Genomic DNA, 24,403 nt, shown 5'->3' with positions numbered 1-24,403 from the left:
CAGACGGAGTTCCCGACCGAGAGACCCGAGGACCGTTGGCAGACGACCTGGACTGGAACGCGATCATCGCGCCCGGCAACGACGCCGAGCGGCGGAAGACGACTTCCGACCGTGCGGAGACCCCCGACGCACGCGGTGACGCGGGCGAGACCACCGGCGTGCGGAACGGCGCCCCGGACGCGACCGGTCGACCGATGTCCCGACGCGAAGCACGCGCCGCCGAAGCCGCGCGGGCGCGCGCCGACGCGGGCCCCGCGGCCGCGAGCCCGGCCCGCACCGACGCGGCCGGGTCGAGCACCGACCGTCCCGACCTCGGCCGAGCCGACATCGACGGTCGCGCCGCCGCGGCGGACGCCCCGGTGGCGTCGTCACCCGACGAACTGCACCCGGACGTGCACGCGCTCCTCACCGGCGAACTCCACGTCGACGACGACGCGCGTGCCGCGGCACGCGGCGGTGCGGCCACCGCCGCCGGCGCGGGTGCCGGCGCAGGTGGTCCCGACCAGCCCGGCAACGGCCCCGGAGGCGCGGGAGACGGTGGACGCGGCGGTCGCGGTGGACGTGGGGGCGCCTCCAGGTCGCCACGCGGCCCGCGTGAGCCGCGCCCGAAGCGTCGTCGCGGCCCGCTCATCGCGGGCATCGTCATCGTCGCGGTGGTCCTCGCGGTCGGGGTGTCCGCATACTCCTTCGCGGCCCCCAAGGTCCAGCAGCTCGTCGCCGCCATCAGCGGTTCCCAGGAGCCCGACGACTACTCCGGCGACGGCACCAGCAAGGTGACGATCACCATCAAGCAGGGCGACATCGGCGAGAACGTCGCCGCGACCCTGCAGCGCAGCGGTGTCGTGAAGGACTCGAAGGTCTTCTACAAGCTCCTGCTCGCCTCGCCGAACGTCCAGTTCCAGCCGGGGTCGTACGCGCTCAAGAAGAAGATGAGCTCGAAGGCGGCCCTCGCGGCGCTGCAGGACAAGGACAACCGCGTCCAGGCCTCGATCGTGATCCCCGAGGGCACGGCGCTCAAGGACATCGAGGCCGGCATGGTCTCGAAGGCGGGGCTCTCAGCCGCCGAGGTCTCCGCTGCGGCGAAGGACCTCTCCGCGTACGACCTGCCGGCGAACACGACCACGCTCGAGGGCTGGCTGTTCCCGGCGACCTACCCGATCAACCCGGGGTGGAGCGCGACGGAGTACTTCAAGTCGATGGTCGACACGATGAAGGAGCACCTCTCCGCCGCCGGTGTGGCCGAGGCCGACCAGGAGCGCGTGATCATCTTCGCCTCGCTCGTCCAGAAGGAAGCGGGCCTCGCGGCCGACTACCCGAAGGTCGCGCGGGTGTTCCAGAACCGGCTCGACATCGACATGCCGCTGCAGTCCGACGCGACGGTCGCCTACGGCACCGGCAACACCCACCGGGTGACGACGACCGACGCCGAGCGCAAGGACGCGTCGAACAAGTACAACACCTACGTGCACGACGGCCTGCCGCCGGCACCGATCTCGAACCCCGGCGACATCGCGATCAAGGCCGTCACGAACATGGCGCAGGGGAAGTGGCTGTACTTCGTGACGGTGAACCTCGAGACCGGCGAGACGGTGTTCTCCGACACGTACGCGCAGCACCTCGTCGCCGTCGACCAGTTCCAGGCGTGGCTCCGGGCACACCCCGATTACCAGTAGTCGAGCGGCGTCGCACGGGGCCCGGGCTGTGGGAAGATGGACACCATGCTTCGTTGGTTGACTGCTGGTGAGTCCCACGGACCCGAACTGATCGCGATGCTCGAGGGCCTGCCCGCGGGTGTCCCGGTGTCGTTCGAGTCCATCCGTACCGATCTCGCGCGACGCAAGCTCGGCTACGGCCGCGGCTCCCGCATGAAGTTCGAGCAGGACGAACTGCACGTCTCCGGCGGCGTCCGGCACGGCTACTCGCTCGGCAGCCCGATCGCGATCCGCATCGGCAACACCGAGTGGCCGAAGTGGGTCGAGGTCATGAACCCCGAGCCCGTCGAGCAGACCGACCTCTCCCGTGGGCGGAGCGCCCCGCTCACCCGCCCGCGTCCGGGCCACGCCGACCTCGTCGGCATGCAGAAGTACGGCTTCGACGAGGCCCGCCCGATCCTCGAACGCGCGAGCGCGCGCGAGACCGCGGCCCGGGTCGCGCTCGGCGCCGTCGCGAAGTCCTTCCTGGCGGAGCTCGGCATCCGATCGGTCGCGCACACGCTGCAGGTCGGCACCGTCCGCGTCCCCGACGGCACCGCGCTGCCCCTGCCGGACGACGTCGACCGCCTCGACGACGACCAGCTGCGGTGCTTCGACGCCGAGACCTCCGCTCGCATGGTGACCGAGGTCGAAGCCGCGAAGAAAGACGGCGACACCCTCGGCGGCGTCGTCGAGGTGCTGTTCTACGGCGTCCCGCCCGGACTCGGATCGCACGTGCAGTGGGACCGCCGGCTCGACGCCCGTCTCGCCGCCGCGATCATGGGCATCCAGGCGATCAAGGGCGTCGAGGTCGGCGACGGCTTCGCGACCGCTGCCCGCCGTGGGTCCGAGGCGCACGACGAGCTCTTCCGCGAAGACGGCGAGATCTACCGCACGTCCGACCGCGCCGGCGGCACCGAGGGCGGCATGTCCACGGGCACCGTGCTGCGCGTCCGCGCCGGCATGAAGCCGATCGCGACCGTCCCGCACGCGCTGCACACCATCGACGTCGCCACGGGTGAGGACGCCTCGGCGCACCACCAGCGCTCCGACGTCTGCGCCGTCCCGGCCGCCGGTGTCGTGGCCGAGGCCATGGTCGCGCTCGTCCTCGCCGACGCCGTGCTCGAGAAGTTCGGTGGCGACAACGTCGTCGAGACGAAGCGGAACCTCGACGCGTACCTCGCGTCGATCCCGGAGACGCTGCGCACCCGCAGCACCGAGGCCGCCGAGCACTCCACGGCCTGGTGACGCACGCACCCGAGCCGGCGGCGTCGCCGTCGGCCGGTCCCGCAGCCCCGGTGGTCATCATCGGGCCGATGGGCGCCGGCAAGTCCAGCGTCGGCAAGCGCGTGGCGAAGGCGCTCGGCGTCCCGTTCACCGACACCGACCGGGTGATCGTCCGCGAGCACGGTCCGATCCCCGGGATCTTCGCGGACCGTGGCGAGGCCGCCTTCCGTGAACTCGAGGCCGCAGCCGTCCGGGCAGCGCTGTCGACCGGGGGCGTCATCGCCGTCGGTGGCGGCGCCGTCACCCACGTCGCCACGCGCGAGGCCATGGCCGGGGCGCGCATCGTCCTGCTGACCGTCTCGCCCGAGGCCGTCGCCGACCGGATCGCCGGCAGTGACCGGCCGCTCCTGGCGAACGGCGGCATCGACGCGTGGCAGACGATCATGGACGCGCGAGCGGCGACCTACGCCGAGCTCGCGCACGCGGTGTTCGACACCTCGCGCCGGCCGATGTCGCACGTCGTCGACGACGTCGTCGCGTGGCTGCGCGACGAGACCCCTCCGGCCAGCACCGGTGCACCCACGAGCGAAGGAACAGCGTGACCGACCCGACCCAGTCCGTCCTCCCCGAGGGCACCACCGAGATCCGCGTCGGCGGCGCGGACGGCTACGTCGTGGCCGTCGGCAACGGCCTGCTCGGGTCGGTGCCGGCGCTCCTCGGACCTCGCGTCGCCAAGGTCCTCATCGTGCACGCCCCGACGCTCGGCGCCCGGGCGAACGCGCTGCGCGACCTGCTCGTCGACGCCGGCCTCGAGGCCCTCATCGCCGAGGTCCCGGATGCCGAGGGCGCCAAGCGCGTCGAGGTCGCCGCGTTCTGCTGGCAGATCATGGGGCAGTCCGACTTCACCCGCACCGACGCCGTCATCGGCCTCGGGGGCGGTGCCGTGACCGACCTCGCCGGGTTCGTCGCGGCGACCTGGCTGCGCGGGGTGCCGTACGTCGCGATCCCCACGAGCGTGCTCGGCATGGTGGACGCGAGCGTCGGCGGCAAGACCGGCATCAACACCAACGAGGGCAAGAACCTCGTCGGCGCCTTCTACGCACCCCGCGCGGTCGTCGCCGACATCGACCTCGTCGCCACGCTGCCCCGCAACGAGATCCTCACGGGCTTCGCCGAGATCGTGAAGGCCGGCTTCATCGCCGTCCCGGAGATCCTCGACATCATCGAGGCCGACGTCGATCGCGTCACCGACCCGACCACGCCGGAGTTCCGTCGCGCCGTCGAGCTCGCGATCGAGCTCAAGGCGCAGGTCGTCTCGGACGACTTCACCGAGCAGGGCCGCCGCGAGATCCTGAACTACGGGCACACCCTCGGGCACGCCATCGAGCACGCCGAGCGGTACCAGTGGCGCCACGGAGCGGCCGTCGCGGTCGGGATGGTCTTCGCCGCCGAGCTCGCGCGCCTCACCGGACACCTCGACGACGCCACGGTGGACCGGCACCGCGCGATCCTCGAGTCGCTCGAGCTGCCCACGACCTACGGCATCGGCCGCTGGGAGGGTCTCCTCGCCACGATGCGTCGTGACAAGAAGGCCCGCGCCGGCATGCTCCGGTTCATCATCCTCGACGGTGTCGGCAAGCCGGTCACGCTCGAGGGGCCCGAGGACCACCTGCTCTTCACCGCCTACCAGGAGGTCGGGGTCTAGCTCAGCGGAGGACGCGGCGGGTTCGTCGCCACCACCACTTCACCCGCATCGACACGGTGAGGACATCCGTCCGCTTCCATTCGTGGAACTCGGCGATGGTTGCTCCGTTCTCCCATGCCCAGTACGCGTCGTCGTCGCGGTCGGGATCGAGCGCATCCGGGAGGCGTCTGAAGATCGGCATCACTCCGGCTCCTTCATGTCGACGGTCGGCCTGCTCCGAGGGACGCGGCGGCACAACGCGCGCTCTGCGAGCCGCCGGTCCGCCTTGGACCACCACGATACGTCGGCGAGCCCCCGGAGCACAGTTGTCGAAATGTCGCATGTCTGACCACTCTGGTGCTGCGAAACGGACCAGGTGAATCGATCCCAGCGTGACGCAGTGGAGGCGGCCGCAGGACGGGCGTCGGCCGACCTGGGGACGGCGAGCCGCGCCTCCAGGCTGTGGAGGAACCGACCACGCAGGGCGGGGGAGCAGACTGGAACCGTGCCCACCCCGCCACGCCTGAGCGACCTGTCCACACCGGACGCGACCGACCCCGGGACCGTCCGGTCCCGTGCCCGCCGGTTCACCGAGCTGCTGTCGATCGCACGCCGGCACGGCCTCGTCCCGTTCCGGCGCCTGGACTTCTCGCACGACCCGGCGACCGCGGACCTCCGCCGCAGCCAGGCCGAGCACCTGCGCCGTGCGCTCGAGGAGGCCGGCGGCGGGTTCGTGAAGATGGGCCAGCTCCTCTCCACCCGTGACGACCTGCTCCCCGAGGAGTGGACCGAGGGGCTCGCGCACCTGCAGCGGAACGTGTCCCCGGCACCCGCGGACGAGGTCGCAGCGCTGCTCGAACGCGAACTCGGCGCCCCCGTGGACGAGGTCTTCGCGGCCTTCGACCCGGTCCCGGTGGCCGCGGCGTCGATCGCGCAGGTCCACCGAGCCCGCCTCGCCGACGGCACGAGCGTCGCCGTCAAGGTGCAGCGGCCCGGCATCGACCAGGCCGTGCGGCGCGACGTCGACATCGCCCTCCGCGTCGTGAGGTTCATGGCGCGCTGGTCGGTCGAGGCCCGTCAGGTCGGCGTGCAGGACGTGGCCCAGCAGTACGCCGACGACCTCGTGCGGCAGGTCGACTTCAGCTCGGAGCTCCGGAACCTCGAGGCACTGCGGGCTGCCCAGCGCCGGAGCGCCCGCCCCGACGAGGTGCGCTTCCCGGACCCGTACCCGGAGCTCTCCGGTCGGCGCGTGCTCGTGATGGAGTTCCTCGAGGGGGACACCCTCAGCGCGATCCGGGCCGAGCGGAGCGACCGCGACCTCGACCAGCCGATGCGGTCGATCCTCCGGGCGTTCCTCCGGCAGGTGGTGTTCGACGGCGTGTACCACGGTGACCTCCACCCCGGGAACGTCCTGCTGCTGCCCGACGGCCGGCCGGCGCTCATCGACTTCGGCTCGGTGGGCAGGCTCGACCCCGGTCTCCGGGACATCGTGCAGGAGCTGCTCGCCGCGTACATCCAGGACGACACGTCGCGGATCGCCGACGCGGTGCTCCGGATGGCACCGGTCCGGGACGCCCAGGACGAACCCGACTTCCGCCGGGACATCGCGCGCTTCGTCGCGGACGAGCTCGGTCCGGGTGCCCGGATCGGCGTCGAGACGGTGGACGACGCCGTCGCGGTGTTCGGCCGGTACCGGCTGAAGGCGCCGCCGGACTTCGTCGCCGCCGCGCGCGCCCTGGCGATCTTCGAGGGGACACTGCGCACGCTCGCCCCCTCGTTCGACCTGCTCGAGGAGTCACGAGGACTCGCCTCCGAACAGATCCGCGACCAGCTGCAACCGGGCAAGCTCCGGGACGTGGCGGTGCGCGAGCTGTTCGGCGCGGTGACGGCCGCACGCCGGCTGCCGCGCCGGGTGGACCGCATCGGCGAGGCGATCGAGACCGGCAAGCTGTCGGTCAACATCCGGCTGTTCGCGGACCGGCGGGACCGACGGACGCTGAACGGGGTGGTCCGGCGGGTGCTGCTCGTGCTGCTCGGCGCCGGGGCCGGCATCCTGTCGATCGTGTACCTCGCGCTGCCGGCGCGGCCGACCGCGGTCATCTCGACCGGGGTGGCCGGAGCGCTGCTCGGGGGAGCGGCGGTGGTGCTGCTCGCCTGGGCGGCGGTCGACGCGATCCGCGCGCGACGACGAGAGTGACCGCAGGCGCAGGCGCAGGCGCAGGCGCAGGCGCAGGCGCAGGCGCAGGCGCAGTGCGCGGGGACGCCACGACCCGTCCGCTACACTCGTCCGGGACCCAGCGCGGTCCGCAGACCTTCACAACACGATCGAACGGGACATCGAAGACTCATGGCCAGTACCACTGACATCAAGAACGGCGCCGTTCTCATCATCGACGGGCAGCTCTGGTCGGTCGTCGAGTTCCAGCACGTCAAGCCGGGCAAGGGCGGCGCGTTCGTCCGCACCAAGCTGAAGAACGTCGTGTCGGGCAAGGTCGTCGACCGCACCTTCAACGCGGGCGCGAAGATCGACACCGCGACGGTCGACCGCCGTGACTACCAGTTCCTCTACGAGGACGGCGACTCCTACGTGTTCATGGACACCGACACCTACGACCAGATCCCGGTCTCGGCGACGGTCGTCGGCGACGCGAAGAACTACCTGCTCGAGTCCGCGATGGTCACCATCGCGATGAACGAGGGCAACCCGCTCTACGTCGAGCTCCCGACGTCGATCGTCACCGAGGTCGAGACCGAGCCCGGCCTGCAGGGCGACCGCTCGTCCGGTGGCACGAAGGACGCGACGATCATCGCGACCGGCCACCGCATCCAGGTTCCGCTGTACCTCGAGAGCGGCACCACGGTGAAGATCGACACGCGCGACGGCAGCTTCCTCGGCCGCGTCAACTCCTAGGCGACGCCCGTATGAGTGCTCGTTCGAAGGCCCGCAAGCGCGCCCTCGACATGCTGTACGTGGCCGAGGTGCGTGAGCTCCCGATCGCGGACGTCCTCGCGACCGAGACCGTCCGGCACCTCGACCAGCCGGAGCGTGCCTCCAGCTGGGACTACGCCCGCCAGATCGTCACGGGTGTCGACGACGCGCGCCACGAGATCGACGCCGTGATCGTCGAGCACGCCCAGGGGTGGTCGATCGCCCGCATGCCGGTGCTCGACCGCTGCATCCTGCGCATGGGCGTCTGGGAGCTCCGGTTCAACCCCGAGGTCCCCGACGCGGTCGCGATCGCCGAGGCGGTCGAGCTGGCCCAGTCGCTCTCGACGGAGGAGTCCGCCGGGTTCGTCAACGGAGTGCTCGGGGCCGTCGCCGGCGGCCGCGCGCCGGGCGAGAAGGCGAGCGGTGCACCGTCCGGTCGGACGGTCGCAGAGGACCAGGAGTCCCGGTAGGGTTGACCACGTCAGCATCCTTTAATGCCGTCCGGTGAGGCGGGGAAGGAGGTCGGCGTGGGCACCAGAACGGTCCTGCAGCACTCCGACATCACGCGTGCTCTGACACGCATCGCGCACGAGATCCTCGAGGCCAACCACGGTGCCTCGGACCTCGTGCTCCTGGGCATCCCGACACGGGGTGCCGTCCTGGCCGAGCGGCTCGACCGCATCCTGGCGGACATCGAGCCCGAGTGGGCGGACAGCGAGCCCGAGCGGACGAGCGAACCGGCAGCGACCGGCGCGGACGCCGGCAGGTCGCACCGCGTCGGCACGCTCGACGTCACGATGCACCGCGACGACCTCGGCCACGGCATCGGTCGCGCGCCGCACCGGACGACCATCCCGGCGAGCGGCATCGACGGCAAGGTCGTGGTCCTCGTCGACGACGTCCTGTACTCCGGTCGCACGGTCCGAGCGGCGCTCGACGCGCTCCAGGGCATCGGTCGCCCGCGGGCGGTCCGGCTCGCCGTGCTCGTCGACCGGGGCCACCGCGAGCTCCCGATCCGCGCGGACCACGTCGGCAAGAACCTGCCGACGGCCTCCGACGAGCGGGTGACGCTCCGGCTGACCGAGACCGACGGCACCGACGAGGTCGTCATCGAGCAGGGCGACGGGGGTGCAGCGTGAAGCACCTCCTCTCCACCGCCGACCTCTCCCGCGCCGAGGCGATCCACATCCTCGACGTCGCCGAGGAGATGGCCGAGGTCAACACGCGCGAGGTCCGCAAGCTCCCCGCGCTCCGCGGCAAGACCGTCGTGAACCTCTTCTTCGAGGACTCCACGCGCACCCGGATCTCGTTCGAGGCGGCCGCCAAGCGCCTCTCCGCCGACGTCCTCAACTTCGCGGCGAAGGGCTCGAGCGTCTCCAAGGGCGAGTCCCTCAAGGACACCGTGCAGACCCTCGGCGCGATGGGCATCGACGGCATCGTGATGCGCCACGGCGCGTCCGGTGCGCCGCGGGTCCTCGCCGACGCCGACTGGATCGACGTCCCGGTCGTCAACGCCGGCGACGGCACGCACGAGCACCCCACGCAGGCCCTGCTCGACGCGTTCACGATGCGTCGGCGCCTGCACGGTGCCGGCAGTCGGGGCCAGGGCCTCGACGGCGTCCGGGTCCTCATCGTCGGCGACGTGCTGCACAGCCGGGTCGCCCGGAGCAACGCCTGGCTCCTGCAGACCCTCGGCGCGAGCGTCACGTTCGCCGCGCCGCCGACCCTGCTCCCCGTCGCGAGCACGCCGTTCGGCGCCGCGGTGCACCACGATCTCGACGTCGCCCTCGCCGAGGACCCGGACGTCGTGATGACCCTGCGCATCCAGCAGGAGCGGATGAACGACGCGTTCTTCCCGAACCCGCGCGAGTACACCCGGCACTGGGGCCTCACGGCGAGCCGGTTCGCCCGGCTCGACGAGCGCACGCTGATCATGCACCCGGGCCCGATGAACCGCGGGCTCGAGATCGCCGGCGTCGCCGCCGACGACCCCCGCTCGACGGTCGTCGAGCAGGTCGAGAACGGCGTGTCGGTCCGGATGGCCGTGCTCTACCTGGCCCTGACCGGGGCCGAAGCGACCGCAGCAACGAAGGAGACCGTCGCATGACCGCCCACCTCATCCGCGGCGCGCAGCTGGTCGACGGCACGCGTGCCGACATCCGCCTGGAGGCGCGGCGCATCACCGCGGTCGGGTCCGGTCTCGACGCGGCCGGCGCCACGGTCGTCGATGCGGACGGTCTGATCGCCCTGCCCGGTCTCGTGGACCTCCACACCCACCTGCGCGAGCCCGGCTTCGAGGAGTCGGAGACGGTCCTCACCGGCTCGCGTGCCGCGGCCGCCGGCGGCTTCACCGCCGTCAACGCGATGGCGAACTCGTCGCCCGTGGCGGACACCGCCGGGGTGGTCGAGCAGGTGCAGGCGCTCGGCGACGACGCCGGGTACGTCACGGTGCGCCCGATCGGTGCGGTCTCCCAGGGACTCCAGGGCACCCACCTGTCCGAGATCGGCGCGATGGCGACGAGCCGGGCGAAGGTCCGGGTCTTCTCGGACGACGGCTCGTGCGTGTCCGACCCGCTCCTCATGCGCCGGGCGCTCGAGTACATCAAGGGCTTCGGCGGCGTGCTCGCGCAGCACGCGCAGGAGCCGAGGCTGACCATCGGCGCCCAGATGAACGAGGGCCGGCTGTCGTCGGAGCTCGGGCTCGCCGGTTGGCCGGCGGTCGCGGAAGAGGCGATCATCGCCCGCGACGTCCTGCTCGCCGACCACGTCGGGGCGCGGCTGCACGTGTGCCACGTCTCGACCGCCGGCAGCGTCGAGGTGATCCGCTGGGCCAAGTCCCGCGGCATCGACGTCACCGCCGAGGTCACGCCGCACCACCTGGTGCTGACTGAGGACCTCATCGCCGGGCACGACGGCGCACCCGGCTACGACGCCCGGTACAAGGTCAACCCGCCGCTGCGCTCGCGCGAGGACGTCGACGCGCTCCGGGCCGCCCTGGCCGACGGCACGATCGACATCGTCGCGACCGACCACGCGCCGCACACCGCCGAGGCGAAGTGCTGCGAGTGGCCCGCGGCGGCGAACGGCATGGTCGGCCTCGAGTCCGCGCTGAGCGTCGTGCAGGCCGCCGTGGTCGACGACGGCCGGCTCGACTGGGCCGACGTCGCGCGCGTCCTGTCCGAGGCGCCCGCGCGCATCGGCCAGGTCGAGGGGCACGGGCAGCGGATCGCCGAGGGCGCACCGGCCGAGATCACCCTGTACGACCCGACGGCCGTCCGCGAGTTCTCCGTCGCCGACCTCGCCGGGCAGTCGCAGAACTCGCCGTACCTCGGCATGCGGCTCCCGGGCCGGGTCGTCGCGACCTTCCACCACGGGTACCCGACGCTCCTGGCGGGGGAGCTCGTCGACGCGGAGACGGTCGCCGGACACGCGCGCGCCGCGCGGACGGAGGCGACGGCATGAGCGGTGACGCGCTGCGCTGGCTCGAAGGCGGGATCATCCTCGCCCTCGTCGTCGCGCTGTTCGTCGCCATGGCACGCACCTGGCGGACGCGGGCGAGGAAGCAGGCGGAATCCGTGCCTCCCGTCCCGGTGCCGACCGACGTCGGACCGGCGGCCGGGTCCTGGGACGGCTTCAGCGTCGCGACGACCCGCGCCGACCAACCGCTCGAGCGGATCACCGCTGGCGGACTCGGCTTCCGGGGCCGCGGCGGCGTGACCGTCCACGACGCCGGCGTGGTGCTCCACCACGCCGGCACCCCGGACCGCTGGATCGAAGCCTCCGCCGTCCGCGGCGCCGACCGCGCCACGTGGGCCATCGACCGCGTGGTCGAGCCCGGGGGACTGGTCCGTCTGCGATGGACGGCGACCGGCGCCGCAGGTGCGTCGGACCTCGACACCTACTTCCGGTTCCCGGAGGGCGACGGCGCAGCACTGGCCGCCCTGCAGGGACTGTCGACGAAGCACGAACACCCGCACACCGCGGGCGAAGGGACGAACTGATGACACGCGAACGGGCCGTACTGGTCCTCGAGGACGGCACCCGGTACGACGGCTGGGCCTACGGCGCCCGCGGGCGCACGCTCGGCGAGGTGGTCTTCGCGACCGGCATGACCGGGTACCAGGAGACGCTCACCGACCCCTCCTACGCCGGACAGATCGTGGTGCAGACCGCGCCGCACATCGGCAACACGGGTGTGAACGACGAGGACCCCGAGTCCCGTCGCATCTGGGTCGCCGGCTACGTCGTGCGCGACCCCAGCCGCGTCGTGTCGAACCACCGCGCGAACGCCTCGCTCGACGACCACCTCGTGCGCGACGGCATCGTCGGCATCTCCGGGATCGACACCCGGGCGCTCACGCGCCGGATCCGCGACGCAGGCGCCATGAAGGGCGGCGTGTTCAGCGGCGCCGACGCCGCCCTGTCCGAGTCGGAGCAGCTCGACGCGGTCCGCGCGCAGGCCACGATGGCGGGCGCGAGCTTCTCGTCGATCGTGTCGACGCCCGAGACCTACGTGGTCCCCGCGGTCGGCGAGCAGATCGGCAAGCTGGCCGTGCTCGACCTGGGCGTGAAGGCCTCGACCACGCGGTACCTCGCCGAGCGCGGCTTCGAGGTGCACGTCGTGCCGCAGGACATCACCGCCGACGAGCTCGAGGCCCTCGCGCCGGACGCGCTCTTCTACTCGAACGGCCCCGGCGACCCTGCCGCGTCGGACGCCCAGGTGGAGCTGCTCCAGGGCAGCCTGAAGACCGGGCGCCCGTTCTTCGGCATCTGCTTCGGCAACCAGCTGCTCGGACGGGCCCTCGGGTTCGGCACCTACAAGCTCCCGTTCGGGCACCGCGGCATCAACCAGCCGGTGCTCGACAACGTGACCGGCAAGGTCGAGATCACGAGCCAGAACCACGGCTTCGCGGTCGACGCGCCCCTCGGCGAGGTCGTCGAGTCACCGGCCGGCTTCGGTCGCGTCGAGGTCTCGCACTACTCCCTGAACGACCAGGTGGTCGAGGGCCTCCGCGCGCTCGACGTGCCCGCGTTCAGCGTGCAGTACCACCCCGAGGCGGCGGCCGGCCCGCACGACTCCATGTACCTCTTCGACCGGTTCGCGGACCTGGTGCGCGAGCGTCGCGACGGAGAGCCGCTCGACGCGGCGACCGCCGACGCCACGACCCCCGCAGCAGACATCACCAAGGAAGCCAACTGATGCCGAAGCGCGCAGACATCAACTCCGTCCTCGTCATCGGCTCCGGCCCGATCGTCATCGGGCAGGCCGCCGAGTTCGACTACTCCGGCACCCAGGCGTGCCGTGTCCTCCGTGCCGAGGGCGTCCGGGTGATCCTCGTCAACCCGAACCCGGCGACGATCATGACCGACCCGGACTTCGCCGACGCGACCTACATCGAGCCGATCACGAGTGCCTCGCTCGAGGAGATCATCAAGATCGAGCAGCCGGACGCAGTGCTGCCGACCCTCGGTGGCCAGACCGCCCTGAACGCCGCGATCAAGCTCGACGCCGAGGGCATCCTCGACAAGTACGGCGTGGAGCTGATCGGCGCGAAGGTGGACGCCATCCAGCGCGGTGAGGACCGCCAGCTCTTCAAGGAGCTCGTCCTCGAGTCCGGTGCCGACGTCGCGCGCAGCCACATCGCGCACACCTTGGAGGAGGCGAAGGAGTACGCGCAGGACCTCGGCTACCCGCTCGTCGTCCGTCCGTCCTTCACCATGGGCGGCCTCGGCTCCGGCTTCGCCTACAACGAGGAAGAACTCGTCCGCTTCGTCGGCGACGGGCTGCAGTCCAGCCCGACGACCGAGGTCCTGCTCGAGGAGTCGATCCTCGGCTGGAAGGAGTACGAGCTCGAGCTGATGCGCGACAACTACGACAACACCGTCGTGATCTGCTCGATCGAGAACGTCGACCCCGTGGGCGTCCACACCGGCGACTCGATCACCGTCGCCCCCGCGCTGACGCTGACCGACCGCGAGTACCAGAACATGCGCGACATCGGCATCGACATCATCCGTCGCGTCGGCGTCGACACCGGCGGCTGCAACATCCAGTTCGCCGTCGACCCGTCGAACGGTCGCGTCATCGTCATCGAGATGAACCCGCGCGTCTCCCGCTCCTCGGCGCTCGCGTCGAAGGCGACGGGCTTCCCGATCGCGAAGATCGCCGCGAAGCTCGCGATCGGGTACCGCCTCGACGAGATCGAGAACGACATCACCCGCGTCACCCCGGCCAGCTTCGAGCCCACGCTCGACTACGTGGTCGTGAAGACCCCGCGGTTCGCGTTCGAGAAGTTCCCCGCGGCGGACGCCACGCTCACCACGACGATGAAGAGCGTCGGCGAGGCGATGGCGATCGGCCGCAACTACGCGACGGCGCTGCAGAAGTCGCTCCGCTCGCTCGAGAAGCGCGGCTCGTCGTTCCACTGGGACACTCCGGCGGCCGAGCTCGACAAGGACGCGCTGCTGCAGAAGTCGGCGATCCCGACCGACGGTCGCATCGTCACCGTGCAGCAGGCGCTCGTCGCGGGCGCCACCGCCGACGAGGTCTTCGAGGCCACCAAGATCGACCCGTGGTTCATCGACCAGATCGTGTTGATCAACGAAGTCGCCCTGGAGGTCAAGAACGCCGAGACCCTCGACGCCGACACCCTCCGCTGGGCCAAGGAGCACGGCTTCAGCGACGCGCAGATCGCGTCGCTGCGCGGGATCACCGAGCAGCAGGCCCGTGACGCCCGTCACGCCGAGGGCATCCGCCCGGTGTTCAAGACCGTCGACACCTGCGCCGGCGAGTTCCCGGCCCTCACGCCGTACCACTACTCGTCGTACGACGCCGAGACCGAGGTCGCCCCGAGCGACCGCAAGAAGGTCGTCATCCTCGGCTCCGGTCCGAACCGCATCGGGCAAGGCGTCGAGTTCGACTACTCCTGCGTGCACGCGTCCTTCGCGCTGAGCGCCGCCGGGTTCGAGACGATCATGATCAACTGCAACCCGGAGACGGTCTCGACCGACTACGACACCTCGGACCGCCTGTACTTCGAGCCGCTGACCACCGAGGACGTCCTCGAGGTCATCGAGGCCGAGGCGGCCTCCGGCGAGCTCGTCGGCGTGGTCGTGCAGCTCGGCGGCCAGACGGCCCTCGGGCTCGCGAAGCCGCTCGAGGCGGCGGGCATCCCGATCCTCGGCACCAGCCCGAGCGCGATCGACTCCGCCGAGGAGCGCGGCCAGTTCTCCGCCATCCTCGACGCCGCCGGCCTGCTCGCGCCCCGGAACGGCACCGCCCACGACCTCGCCAGCGCGACCGCGGTGGCCGAGGAGATCGGGTACCCCGTCCTCGTCCGCCCGTCCTTCGTGCTCGGCGGTCGCGGCATGGAGATCCTGTACGACTCCCCGTCGCTCGCGGACTACTTCGACCGGATGGCCGACCAGGCGATCATCGGCCCGGAACTCCCGCTGCTGGTCGACCGCTTCCTCGACGACGCGGTGGAGATCGACGTGGACGCGCTCTTCGACGGCGAGCGGCTCTACATCGGCGGGATCATGGAGCACCTCGAAGAGGCCGGCATCCACTCCGGCGACTCGGCCTGCACCCTGCCGCCGGTCGGCCTCGGCCGTGCCGAGATCCAGGGCGTCGTGGACGCGACCGAGAAGATCGCGCGCGGCATCGGCGTCCAGGGCCTGCTCAACGTGCAGTTCGCCATCGGCGCGGGCGTGCTCTACGTCCTCGAGGCGAACCCGCGCGCCAGCCGCACGGTCCCGTTCGTCTCGAAGGCACTCGGCATCCCGCTGGCCAAGGCGGCGTCGCGGATCATGACCGGCACGACGATCGACACGCTCGTCGACGAGGGGCTCCTGCCCGCCCGTGACGGCGCGTTCGTGCCGATCCAGTCCCCGATCGCCGTGAAGGAGGCCGTGCTGCCCTTCCGCCGGTTCCGCACCCACGACGGCCAGGTCGTCGACTCGGTGCTCAGCCCGGAGATGCGCTCCACCGGCGAGGTCATGGGCATCGACCGCGACTTCCCGCGGGCCTTCCTCAAGTCGCAGGAAGCCGCGTACGGCGGGCTGCCGACGAGCGGCACCGTGTTCGTGAGCGTCGCCGACACCGACAAGCGCGCCATCGTGCTCCCGGTGCACCGGCTGCAGCAGCTCGGCTTCACGATCACGGCGACCGAGGGCACGGCGGAGATCCTGCGCCGCAACGGCATCGAGGTCACGCTCGTCGGCAAGTACAGCGAGGGCGGCGAGAGCGTCGTCGACCTGCTGGCCCGGAACGAGGTCGACATCGTCATCAACACGCCGTCGGGTGCCGCCGGTCGTGCGGACGGGTACGAGATCCGTGCGGCGACGGTCGCGGCGGACAAGCCGCTGTTCACGACCATCGCGCAGCTCGGGGCCGCGGTCGCGGCGATCGAGACGATCGGGTCGCCGCACAGCGTGCGGAGCCTGCAGGACTACGCGCTCGAGCGCGCCACCTGGTGAGCGACCCGGGCACGGGAGGCGCGGCCTCCTTCGGCGTCCGGCTCGCGTCCGCCATCGGGTCGCGTTCCGCCCTCTGCGTCGGCATCGACCCCCACGCCGCCACCCTGGCGGCGTGGGGGCTCGGCCGCGACGAGCAGGGCCTGACCGCGTTCGGCGCGGCCCTGGTCGACGCGGCCGCCGGCCGCGCCGCGGTCGTCAAGCCGCAGATCGCCTTCTTCGAGGCCGCGGGGGTGGCGGGCTACCGTGCGCTCGACGCGACGATCCGTCGGGCACGCGATGCGGGCCTCCTGGTCGTCGCCGACGTCAAGCGCGGCGACATCGGGTCGACGGGGGACGACTACGCGCTCGCGTGGCTGGACCGCGACGGTCCGTTCGCCGCCGACGCCATGACGGTGTCGCCGTACCTCGGCTACGGCTCCCTCGCGGGAACGGTCGACGTGGCGCGCCGGAACGGGGCCGGGGTCTTCGTGCTCGCCGCCACGAGCAACCCCGAGGCGCGCGTGCTGCAGACCGCGGTGCTCGCCGAGGGACCTCGTTCGGGGCGGAGCGTCGCTGCCGGTATCGTCTTGGACGTGGCAGACGACAACCGGAGAGGCGGCGACCAGCCCCTCGGCGACGTCGGGCTCGTGCTCGGCGCGACCCTCGACCTCGACGACTTCGGCATCGACGCGGACACCATCGGCACCTCGCCGATCCTCGCCCCGGGCTTCGGTGCCCAGGGCGCCCGCATCGAGGACCTCCGCGCGCTGTACGGCGCCCGCGCCGAGCAGGTGCTCGTCAGCGAGTCGCGCGGCCTGCTCACCGACGGTCCCGACGGCGTCGCAGCCCTCGTGACCGACCGTGCGGACCGGATCCGCGCCGCGCTGGGGGCCGCCGCATGACGACGGACCGCGACGGCCTGCCCGCACACCGGAACCCACCCGAGGTCGACCGGGTCGCCGCGGCTGCCGCTGCGGTGGCCGCCCGTCGTGCCCGGGCCGCGGTGAAGGCCGCCGTCGCGTCGGGGGAGCGCTCCGCACTCGAGGTCGCCCGCACCGCCTGGTCGGACGCCGACGCACCGGCCGAGAAGTCCCTGCGGGTGCGCGACCTGCTCACGAGCCTGCCCGGCATCGGACCGGCACGGGCGGAGTCGATCATGGGCGAGCTGCGGATCGCGCCGTCGAAGCGCCTCGGCGGCCTCGGCACCCGGCAGCGGTCGGAGCTCGCCGACTGGCTCGCGGCCCGCGGTCGCAAGCGCGGGTCGTCGAAGCTCGTCGTCCTCGCCGGCCCCACCGCGGTCGGCAAGGGCACGGTCAGCGCGTACATCCGCGAGCAGTACCCGGACGTCAACCTCAGCGTCTCGGCGACCACCCGCAAGCCGCGTCCGGGCGAGGTCGACGGCGTGCACTACTACTTCGTGGACGACGCCGAGTTCGACCGGATGATCCGCGACCGCGAACTCCTCGAGTGGGCCACCGTCCACAACTCGTACCGGTACGGCACGCCCCGGCCGCCGATCGACCGCGCGCTCGACGCCGGCGACAAGGTGATGCTCGAGATCGACCTGCAGGGCGCACGCCAGGTCCGGGACGCCATGCCCGACGCGGTGCTCGTCTTCCTGCTGCCCCCGTCGTGGGAGGAACTCGTGCGCCGACTGATCGGCCGGGGCACCGAATCGGCCGAGGAACAGGCGCGCCGGCTCGACACCGCCAAGGTCGAACTCGCCGCCCAGGACGAGTTCGACGTGCGCATCGTGAACTCCGATGTCGGCACCGCGGCGCGTGAGGTCGTAGACTTGTTCACTGCGCCCTGACCGGGCGTCCCCCCGTTCCGTCGACTGGAGACACCATGGCCAACCCCCAGGGCATCATCGACCCGCCCATCGACGACCTGCTCGCCAAGGTGGAGTCGAAGTACGCGCTCGTCATCTTCGCCTCGAAGCGCGCGCGACAGATCAACGACTACTACGCCGACCTGCACGAGGGTTCGCTGTTCGACAACGTCGGCCCGCTGGTCGACTCGACGATCGACGACAAGCCGCTGTCCGTCGCACTGCACGAGATCAACGAGGACAAGCTCACCGTCACCAAGCAGCAGCAGCCCACCGACTGACCGCGGTGACCAGCAGCAGCCTGCGCCTCTTCACGTCCGAGTCGGTGACGGAGGGGCACCCCGACAAGATCTGCGACCAGATCTCGGACACGATCCTCGACGCGCTGTTGACCGTCGACCCGCACGCACGCGTCGCGGTGGAGACGATGGTCACCACCGGACTCGTGCACGTCGCCGGCGAGGTCACGACCTCGGGCTACGTCGAGATCCCGAAGCTCGTCCGTGACGTCATCACGGGCATCGGCTACAACTCGTCCGAGGTCTCCTTCGACGGCCACACCTGCGGCGTCGAGGTCTCGATCGGTGCGCAGTCGCCCGACATCGCCCAGGGTGTCGACGAGTCCCTCGACGCGCGCTCCGGTGCCGGCGCGGACCCGCTCGACCGCCAGGGCGCCGGCGACCAGGGGATCATGTTCGGCTTCGCGACGAACGAGACCCCCGAGTACATGCCGGTCGCGATCTGGCTGGCGCACCGCCTGGCCGAGCGGCTGGCCGCGGTCCGCAAGTCCGGCGAGCTGTCGTTCCTGCGTCCCGACGGCAAGACCCAGGTCACGGTCGGGTACGACGGCGTGGTGCCGAAGACCGTCGAGACCGTCGTGCTCTCCACGCAGCACTCGCCGTCCGTCACGCTCGACGAGCTCACCGCCGCGGTGACCGAGCACGTGATCCGTCCGGTGCTCGCCCAGGTCGACCTCGACTCGTCGCACGTCGACGTCATCGTGAACCCGACCGGCCGGTTCGAGATCGGCGGCCCCCAGGGCGACGCCGGCCTCACCGGACGCAAGGTCATCGTCGACACCTACGGCGGTGCCTCCCGCCACGGTGGCGGCGCCTTCAGCGGCAAGGACCCCTCGAAGGTCGACCGCTCGGCCGCCTACGCGCTGCGCTGGGTCGCGAAGAACGCGGTCGCCGCGGGCCTCGCCGACCGGCTCGAGGTGCAGGTCGCCTACGCGATCGGCCGCGCGAAGCCCGTCGGCCTCTACGTCGAGTCGTTCGGCACCGGACACGTCGACGACGCCACGATCGAGGCCGCGATCCTGCAGGTCTTCGACCTCCGGCCGGCCGCGATCATCCGCGACCTCGACCTGCTCCGTCCGATCTACGCGAAGACCGCGACGTACGGGCACTTCGGCCGCGAGCTCCCCGGGTTCACCTGGGAGCAGCTCGACCGCGTCGAGGAACTCCGCGCCGCCGCAGGACTCGTCGCCGCTGCCGTCTGAGGCCTCGGCGTGACCACCGTCGCGCGCGTCGTCCTCGACTCGCCGCTCCCGCAGTTGGACCGTCTGTTCGACTACCGGGTGCCGGACGGGCTCGAGGACGACTGCGTGCCGGGGGCGCGGGTCAAGGTGCCGCTCCGCACCGGTGCGCGCATGTCCGACGCGTACGTGGTCGAGATCGTCACCGAGGGTGAGTACCCGGGCGAGCTCAGTGCCATCGAGACGGTCGTCTCCCCGGTGCCGGTCCTCGCGCCGGAGATCTGGTCGCTCGCGCGCGCCGTGGCCGACCGTGCCGCGGGGGTGGCGTCCGACGTGCTCCGGCTCGCCGTGCCGACGCGCCAGGTCCGTGCCGAGAAGGCCTGGCTGGCCCGCGACACCGCGTGGTCGCCGCCGGCGGTCGAGCCGCCGCCCGTCACCGGCTACGCCGAGGGCGTCCTGGAGGCGCTGGTCGCCGACCACGGTCGCGCTGCGGTCGCCGCCGTCCCCCACCCGACAGCGCTCGGTGCCGCCGACGCGCCGGTCTGGGTCCCCGGGTGGGCCGCCACGCTCGCCCAGGCGGCCGCGCACACGCTCGCCGCGGAGCAGTCGGCCGTGATCGCCGTGCCGGACTTCCGCGACGTCACCGACCTCGAGCGTGCGCTCCTCGCGGTGCTGCCGCCGGAGCGGGTCGTCCGGTTCGACGCCAAGCAGACGAACGGGCCGCGGGCGAAGGCCCTCCTGCAGGCGAGGACCCACGCGGTCGTCGCGATCGGCAACCGCACGGCGGTGTACGCGCCGGCGACCGAGCTCGGACTCATCGCCATGTGGGACGACGGGGACGCCTCGTTCATCGAGCCGCGTGCCCCGTACGTGCACACCCGGGACGTCGCCCTCGTCCGGGCCGCGCAGTCCGGGGCCGCGCTGCTGTTCCTGTCGCACGCCCGGAGCACCGACGTGCAACGGCTCGTCGAGCTGCACTGGCTGCAGGAGGTCACGCCGTACCGGGTGAAGACACCCAAGGTCATCCCGACCGTCCAGCAGACCGGTGCCGAGGGGTACGCGGCACAGGCGCGCATCCCGAGCTCGGCGTGGCGTGCCGCGCGCGAGGCCAGCCAGCACGGAGCCGTCCTCGTGCAGGTAGCCAGTCCGGGGTTCGGCACCGGGCTCGTCTGCGCCGAGTGCGGTGAGCGCGCGCACTGCCGGATCTGCGGCGGTCCGCTCGGCAGCCCGCACCGGGGCGCGACGCCGCAGTGCCGGTTCTGCGGCGCGCTGGCGGTCGGGTTCCGCTGCCCGACGTGCGGCAACGGCACGGTGAAGCCGGTCGGGCAGGGGGCGCAGCGCACCGCGGACGAGCTCGGCCGGGCGTTCCCGGGCACCCGCATCGTGGTCGCCGACGGCTCCCGTCCGCTCGACGAGGTCCCGGCGCGCCCCTCGGTCGTGGTCGCCACCCGCGGTGCCGAGCCGAGCGTCCCGGGCGGCTACGCGTGCGTGCTCCTGCTCGACGGGGAGCGCATGCTCGCGCGCGAGGGGCTCCGCGTGCAGGAGGACGTGCTGCGCTTCTGGACGAACGCCGCCGCCAAGGGAGCCCCGGGCGCCGAGGCGTACCTCGTCGGCATCGGCGGGAAGCTCGCGACGGCCATGGCGCTGTGGCGGCTCGACGGTCCGGCGCACGACGAGCTCGCCGACCGCCGCGAGCTGCACTTCCCACCGGCCGTCCGGGTCGCGACGCTGACGGGCACGGACGAGGCGGTGACGGCCGCGGTCGAGGCGCTCGACGGCCTCACTGTCGGCCCCGTGCTCGGTCCGGTGCCCGTCGAGGACGACGCACTCCCGGGCACCGTCCGTGCGATCGTGCGCTTCCCGTACGCGCACGGTGCCGAGGTGGCGGCGACCCTCAAGGCCGAAGTGATCCGGCGCGCGTCCACGCGGCGGGTGCTGCCCGGGGGGAACCGACGTCGGGCGGCGCCGGCGCTCCGGGTGCGGCTCGACGACGCGGAGCCCTTCAGCGAGGTCTGACCCGGCCGGCCGCGCGCTGCTGGGCGCGGGCCGTCGCGTCGGACCCGCGCCGTGCCTCCAGGGCGCCTGTCGCGCGCCGCGCGTTGCCTGCGCGCGCATGTTCCGACGTTCCGCCCGTCGATCGACGTGTGTTCTGTCGACGCATGCGCACGCACCGTCTGCGCGCGCATGTTCCGACGTTCCGCCCGTCGATCGACGGGTGTTCTGTCGACGCATGCGCACGCACCGGCCGCCCGGGCGCCCGGGCCCACGCCGTGCATGCGACATGCGCTGCCCTCGCGCGCGACCTGTGCCAGGGTGGACGACGGTGGTCACGAGCCGCCGACGACACACATCACGCACGACGAGGTGACGCGGATGACGCCGATGAGGGCGCTGTACAAGCCGGACGCTGCTCCGGGACTGATCATGACCGAGCGGCCGGTACCGGTCCCGACGGAGGACGAGGTCCTCATCCGGGTCCTCCGCACCGGGATCTGCGGGACCGACCTGCACATCCGGCGGTGGGACGACTGGGCGGCCTCGGCGGTCACGTCCCCGCTGGTCCCCGGACACGAGTTCTTCGGCGAGGTGGTCGAGGTCGGCTCCGCCGTGCGCGACGTCGCGGTGGGGGACCGGGTCTCCGGCGAGGGCCACATCGTGTGCGGCACGTGCCGGAACTGCCGGGCCGGCCGACGCCAGATGTGCATCCGCACGAAGGGCCTCGGCGTGCAGCGGGACGGCGCCTTCGCGGAGTACCTGACGCTGCCCGGCGCGAACGTGTGGGTGCACCACGCCGACGTCGACCCCGAGGTCGGCGCCCTGTTCGACCCGCTCGGCAACGCGGTCCACACGGCGCTCGCGTCCCCGGTCGTGGGCGAGGACGTGCTCGTCACCGGGTGCGGGCCGATCGGCCTCATGGCGATCGCGGTCGCCCGGCACGCCGGTGCCCGGTTCGTGGTCGGCACGGACGTCAGCGCGAACCGACTGCGGATGGCCGAGGCGATGGGCGCCGACCTCGGCGTCGACGTCGGTGCCGCCGGTGACCCGATCCGTGCGGCGCAGGAGCAGCTCGGCATGCGCGAGGGGTTCGACGTCGGCTTCGAGATGTCCGGCGCCCCGACCGCCCTCCCGGCGATGGTCGACAACATGAACCACGGCGGGCGGATCGCCATGCTCGGACTGCCGACCGGCGCGATCGCGGTCGACTGGGGCAAGGTCGTGACGCACATGCTCACGGTCAAGGGGATCTACGGCCGCGAGATGTTCGAGACGTGGCAGACCATGAGCTCGATGCTGCAGACGAGCGAGGTGCTGCGCGACCGCATCGCCTCGATCGTCTCGGGGCGCTTCGCGGCGCGTGACTGGGAGGCAGCGTTCGCCGCGGCGGCGAGCGCGGACGGCGGCAAGGTCGTCATCGACTGGACGGAGATCTGATGTACGGCGCGATCAAGGACCACCTGACGGCCGAGCTGGCGGGCATCGAGGCCGCCGGGCTCACGAAGCGGGAGCGCGGCATCGCCGGTCCGCAGCGTGCGGCGATCGAGGCGGACGGTGCTCCGCTGCTGAACTTCTGCGCGAACAACTACCTCGGGCTGGCCGACTCCACCGACCTCGTCGACGCGGCGAAGGACGCCCTCGACCGGTGGGGCTACGGCATGGCGAGCGTCCGGTTCATCTGCGGCACGCAGGACCTCCACCTCGACCTCGAGCGTCGCGTGTCGGCGTTCCTCGGCACCGAGGCCACGATCCTGTACTCGTCGTGCTTCGACGCGAACGGCGGCCTGTTCGAGGTGCTCCTCGGGCCGGAGGACGCGATCATCTCGGACGAGCTGAACCACGCCTCGATCATCGACGGCGTGCGGCTCTCGAAGGCGCAGCGGTACCGGTACCGCAATCGCGACGTGCAGGACCTCGAAGCGCAGCTCGTCGCCGCCGGGGACGCCCGGTTCCGCGCGATCGTCACCGACGGCGTCTTCTCGATGGACGGCTCGATCGCCCCGCTCGCCGAGATCTGCGACCTCGCGGACCGGTACGACGCCCTCGTCATCGTCGACGACTCGCACGCCGTCGGGTTCGTCGGCGAGCACGGCCGCGGGACGCCCGAGCTGTGCGGCGTCGCGGACCGGGTCGACGTGTACACGGGCACGTTCGGCAAGGCACTCGGGGGTGCGAGCGGCGGGTACGTCGCCAGCCGCCAGGAGATCGTCGACCTGCTGCGGCAGCGGTCCCGTCCGTACCTGTTCTCGAACTCGCTCGCGCCGGTGATCGCCGCGGGGACGGTCGCAGCGCTCGACCTCGTCGAACGGTCGGACGACGCGCGCGAGCGGCTGCGGGCGAACGCGGCGCTGTTCCGGTCGCTCATGACCGACGCCGGGTTCGAGCTGCTGCCGGGCGAGCACCCGATCGTCCCGGTGATGTTCCACGACGCGGCCCTGACCGCACGGATCGCCGACGAGATGCAGGCGCGCGGGATCTACGTGACGGCGTTCAGCTACCCGGTGGTCCCGAAGGGCCGGGCGCGGATCCGGGTGCAGCTCTCGGCCGCGCACACCGAGGAGCAGGTCCGGCGGTGCGTGACGGCCTTCACCGAAGCACGAGCGGCCGCGGCGCGAGCGGCCGAGGATCCGAGCGGCGACACGGTCAGCCCGCGGTGACGGCGGTGTGGCGCTCGCGCGGGAAGACCACGCCGAGCGCCACCATCCCGACCGCGAGCACCAGGTGCAGCCAGTTGTCCGCCCAGTTCAGCGGCACGAAGTTCGCCCCGGAGTCGTGTCCGGCGGTGAACAGCCCGTACACCCACAGCACGAAGTAGACGACGCCGCCGATCACGAGGTACATGCGGGACCCGGTCGCGTACCGCGCCGCGAGCAGTCCGACGACCCCGAACAGCAGGTGCACGACGTTGTGGAGCACCGACACCTGGAACAGTCCGAGCAGCATCGCCATCGAGCCGTGCCCCGCCCCGCCGAGGTCGCCCGTCGTCAGCCCGGGGACGAACCCGGCGATCCCGACGAGCAGGAAGACGATCCCGACGACGAGTGCGATCGCCTGGATGCTCGAGCCCGCGTAGCGGTTGGTGGACGTGGTGACGTCGGACATGGTGGGCCTC

The 24,403-nt window shown here is 72.1% G+C and carries 22 protein-coding genes; 20 read left to right on the top strand and 2 right to left on the bottom strand.

What is annotated here, in order from left to right; translation table 11 throughout:
* Positions 1-35: 35 nt before the first annotated feature.
* The 4 genes from mltG to aroB are packed head-to-tail and all read left to right on the top strand — an operon-like array spanning position 36 to position 4,623.
* Positions 36-1,673 (top strand): endolytic transglycosylase MltG, encoded by a 1,638-nt coding sequence (gene mltG / locus J2X60_RS07685; RefSeq protein ID WP_309886995.1) that lies wholly within the window; start codon positions 36-38, stop codon positions 1,671-1,673.
* Between the two features lie 45 nt (positions 1,674-1,718).
* Positions 1,719-2,939: a chorismate synthase gene (gene aroC, locus J2X60_RS07680; RefSeq protein ID WP_070419062.1), complete on the top strand. Its 1,221-nt coding sequence runs from the start codon at positions 1,719-1,721 to the stop codon at positions 2,937-2,939.
* Positions 2,936-3,520: a shikimate kinase gene (locus J2X60_RS07675; RefSeq protein ID WP_309886994.1), complete on the top strand. Its 585-nt coding sequence runs from the start codon at positions 2,936-2,938 to the stop codon at positions 3,518-3,520. The genes aroC and J2X60_RS07675 overlap by 4 nt, the downstream gene beginning before the upstream one ends.
* On the top strand, positions 3,517-4,623 hold the full coding sequence (aroB, locus tag J2X60_RS07670; protein ID WP_309886992.1) for a 3-dehydroquinate synthase: 1,107 nt from the start codon (positions 3,517-3,519) through the stop codon (positions 4,621-4,623). The genes J2X60_RS07675 and aroB overlap by 4 nt, the downstream gene beginning before the upstream one ends.
* Before the next feature lies 1 nt (position 4,624).
* On the opposite strand, the gene J2X60_RS07665 is transcribed toward aroB, so the two are convergent.
* Positions 4,625-4,804 (bottom strand): hypothetical protein, encoded by a 180-nt coding sequence (locus J2X60_RS07665; protein ID WP_071296268.1) that lies wholly within the window; start codon positions 4,802-4,804, stop codon positions 4,625-4,627.
* 303 nt (positions 4,805-5,107) lie between these two features.
* On the opposite strand from J2X60_RS07665, the gene J2X60_RS07660 reads away from it, so the two are divergent.
* The 16 genes from J2X60_RS07660 to J2X60_RS07585 all read left to right on the top strand — a co-directional run bounded on the left by J2X60_RS07660 (position 5,108) and on the right by J2X60_RS07585 (position 23,948).
* The gene (locus J2X60_RS07660; RefSeq protein ID WP_309886991.1) at positions 5,108-6,799 is read left to right on the top strand and encodes an AarF/UbiB family protein; all 1,692 of its coding nucleotides are present in this window, start codon (positions 5,108-5,110) and stop codon (positions 6,797-6,799) included.
* Between the two features lie 150 nt (positions 6,800-6,949).
* A complete protein-coding gene (efp, locus tag J2X60_RS07655) occupies positions 6,950-7,513 on the top strand; it encodes an elongation factor P (RefSeq protein ID WP_022906721.1) in 564 nt (187 codons plus the stop codon).
* A gap of 11 nt (positions 7,514-7,524) precedes the next feature.
* Positions 7,525-8,001: a transcription antitermination factor NusB gene (nusB, locus tag J2X60_RS07650; protein ID WP_309779675.1), complete on the top strand. Its 477-nt coding sequence runs from the start codon at positions 7,525-7,527 to the stop codon at positions 7,999-8,001.
* 24 nt (positions 8,002-8,025) lie between these two features.
* A complete protein-coding gene (pyrR, locus tag J2X60_RS07645) occupies positions 8,026-8,670 on the top strand; it encodes a bifunctional pyr operon transcriptional regulator/uracil phosphoribosyltransferase PyrR (protein WP_309886990.1) in 645 nt (214 codons plus the stop codon).
* Positions 8,667-9,638, top strand: a complete 972-nt coding sequence (locus J2X60_RS07640) for an aspartate carbamoyltransferase catalytic subunit (RefSeq protein ID WP_309779673.1) — start codon at positions 8,667-8,669, stop codon at positions 9,636-9,638. Before pyrR ends, J2X60_RS07640 begins: the two co-directional genes overlap by 4 nt.
* Positions 9,635-10,993 carry a dihydroorotase gene (locus J2X60_RS07635; protein ID WP_309779672.1) on the top strand — a complete coding sequence of 453 codons (1,359 nt, stop codon included), beginning with the start codon at positions 9,635-9,637 and terminating at the stop codon, positions 10,991-10,993. The genes J2X60_RS07640 and J2X60_RS07635 overlap by 4 nt, the downstream gene beginning before the upstream one ends.
* Positions 10,990-11,532: a hypothetical protein gene (locus J2X60_RS07630; protein ID WP_309886989.1), complete on the top strand. Its 543-nt coding sequence runs from the start codon at positions 10,990-10,992 to the stop codon at positions 11,530-11,532. Before J2X60_RS07635 ends, J2X60_RS07630 begins: the two co-directional genes overlap by 4 nt.
* Positions 11,532-12,731, top strand: a complete 1,200-nt coding sequence (gene carA, locus J2X60_RS07625; protein WP_309886988.1) for a glutamine-hydrolyzing carbamoyl-phosphate synthase small subunit — start codon at positions 11,532-11,534, stop codon at positions 12,729-12,731. Before J2X60_RS07630 ends, carA begins: the two co-directional genes overlap by 1 nt.
* Complete coding sequence (carB, locus tag J2X60_RS07620; protein WP_309886987.1) at positions 12,731-16,009, top strand: carbamoyl-phosphate synthase large subunit; 3,279 nt, start codon at positions 12,731-12,733, stop codon at positions 16,007-16,009. Before carA ends, carB begins: the two co-directional genes overlap by 1 nt.
* Complete coding sequence (gene pyrF, locus J2X60_RS07615; RefSeq protein WP_309886986.1) at positions 16,006-16,890, top strand: orotidine-5'-phosphate decarboxylase; 885 nt, start codon at positions 16,006-16,008, stop codon at positions 16,888-16,890. Before carB ends, pyrF begins: the two co-directional genes overlap by 4 nt.
* Complete coding sequence (gene gmk, locus J2X60_RS07610; protein ID WP_070416248.1) at positions 16,887-17,801, top strand: guanylate kinase; 915 nt, start codon at positions 16,887-16,889, stop codon at positions 17,799-17,801. Before pyrF ends, gmk begins: the two co-directional genes overlap by 4 nt.
* A 35-nt stretch (positions 17,802-17,836) precedes the next feature.
* Positions 17,837-18,100 (top strand): DNA-directed RNA polymerase subunit omega, encoded by a 264-nt coding sequence (gene rpoZ / locus J2X60_RS07605; protein WP_022906709.1) that lies wholly within the window; start codon positions 17,837-17,839, stop codon positions 18,098-18,100.
* Positions 18,101-18,105: 5 nt separating this feature from the next.
* A complete protein-coding gene (gene metK, locus J2X60_RS07600; protein WP_309886984.1) occupies positions 18,106-19,320 on the top strand; it encodes a methionine adenosyltransferase in 1,215 nt (404 codons plus the stop codon).
* Positions 19,321-19,329: 9 nt separating this feature from the next.
* The gene (locus J2X60_RS07595; RefSeq protein ID WP_309886983.1) at positions 19,330-21,312 is read left to right on the top strand and encodes a primosomal protein N'; all 1,983 of its coding nucleotides are present in this window, start codon (positions 19,330-19,332) and stop codon (positions 21,310-21,312) included.
* Positions 21,313-21,678: 366 nt separating this feature from the next.
* Positions 21,679-22,728 (top strand): L-threonine 3-dehydrogenase, encoded by a 1,050-nt coding sequence (gene tdh, locus J2X60_RS07590; RefSeq protein WP_309887047.1) that lies wholly within the window; start codon positions 21,679-21,681, stop codon positions 22,726-22,728.
* Positions 22,728-23,948 (top strand): glycine C-acetyltransferase, encoded by a 1,221-nt coding sequence (locus J2X60_RS07585; protein ID WP_309886982.1) that lies wholly within the window; start codon positions 22,728-22,730, stop codon positions 23,946-23,948. Before tdh ends, J2X60_RS07585 begins: the two co-directional genes overlap by 1 nt.
* On the opposite strand, the gene J2X60_RS07580 is transcribed toward J2X60_RS07585, so the two are convergent.
* Entirely contained in the window at positions 23,935-24,393 is a 459-nt protein-coding gene (locus J2X60_RS07580; RefSeq protein ID WP_309886981.1) for a DUF4383 domain-containing protein, read from the bottom strand. The two genes, J2X60_RS07585 and J2X60_RS07580, sit on opposite strands and share 14 nt — an antisense overlap.
* Positions 24,394-24,403: the final 10 nt, after the last annotated feature.

The organism is Curtobacterium sp. 320 (genome assembly GCF_031455235.1).
Taxonomy (GTDB): Bacteria; Actinomycetota; Actinomycetes; order Actinomycetales; family Microbacteriaceae; genus Curtobacterium.
The sequence above is the reverse complement of the archived record's forward strand: the minus strand, read 5'-3'. Positions and strand labels throughout refer to the sequence as shown.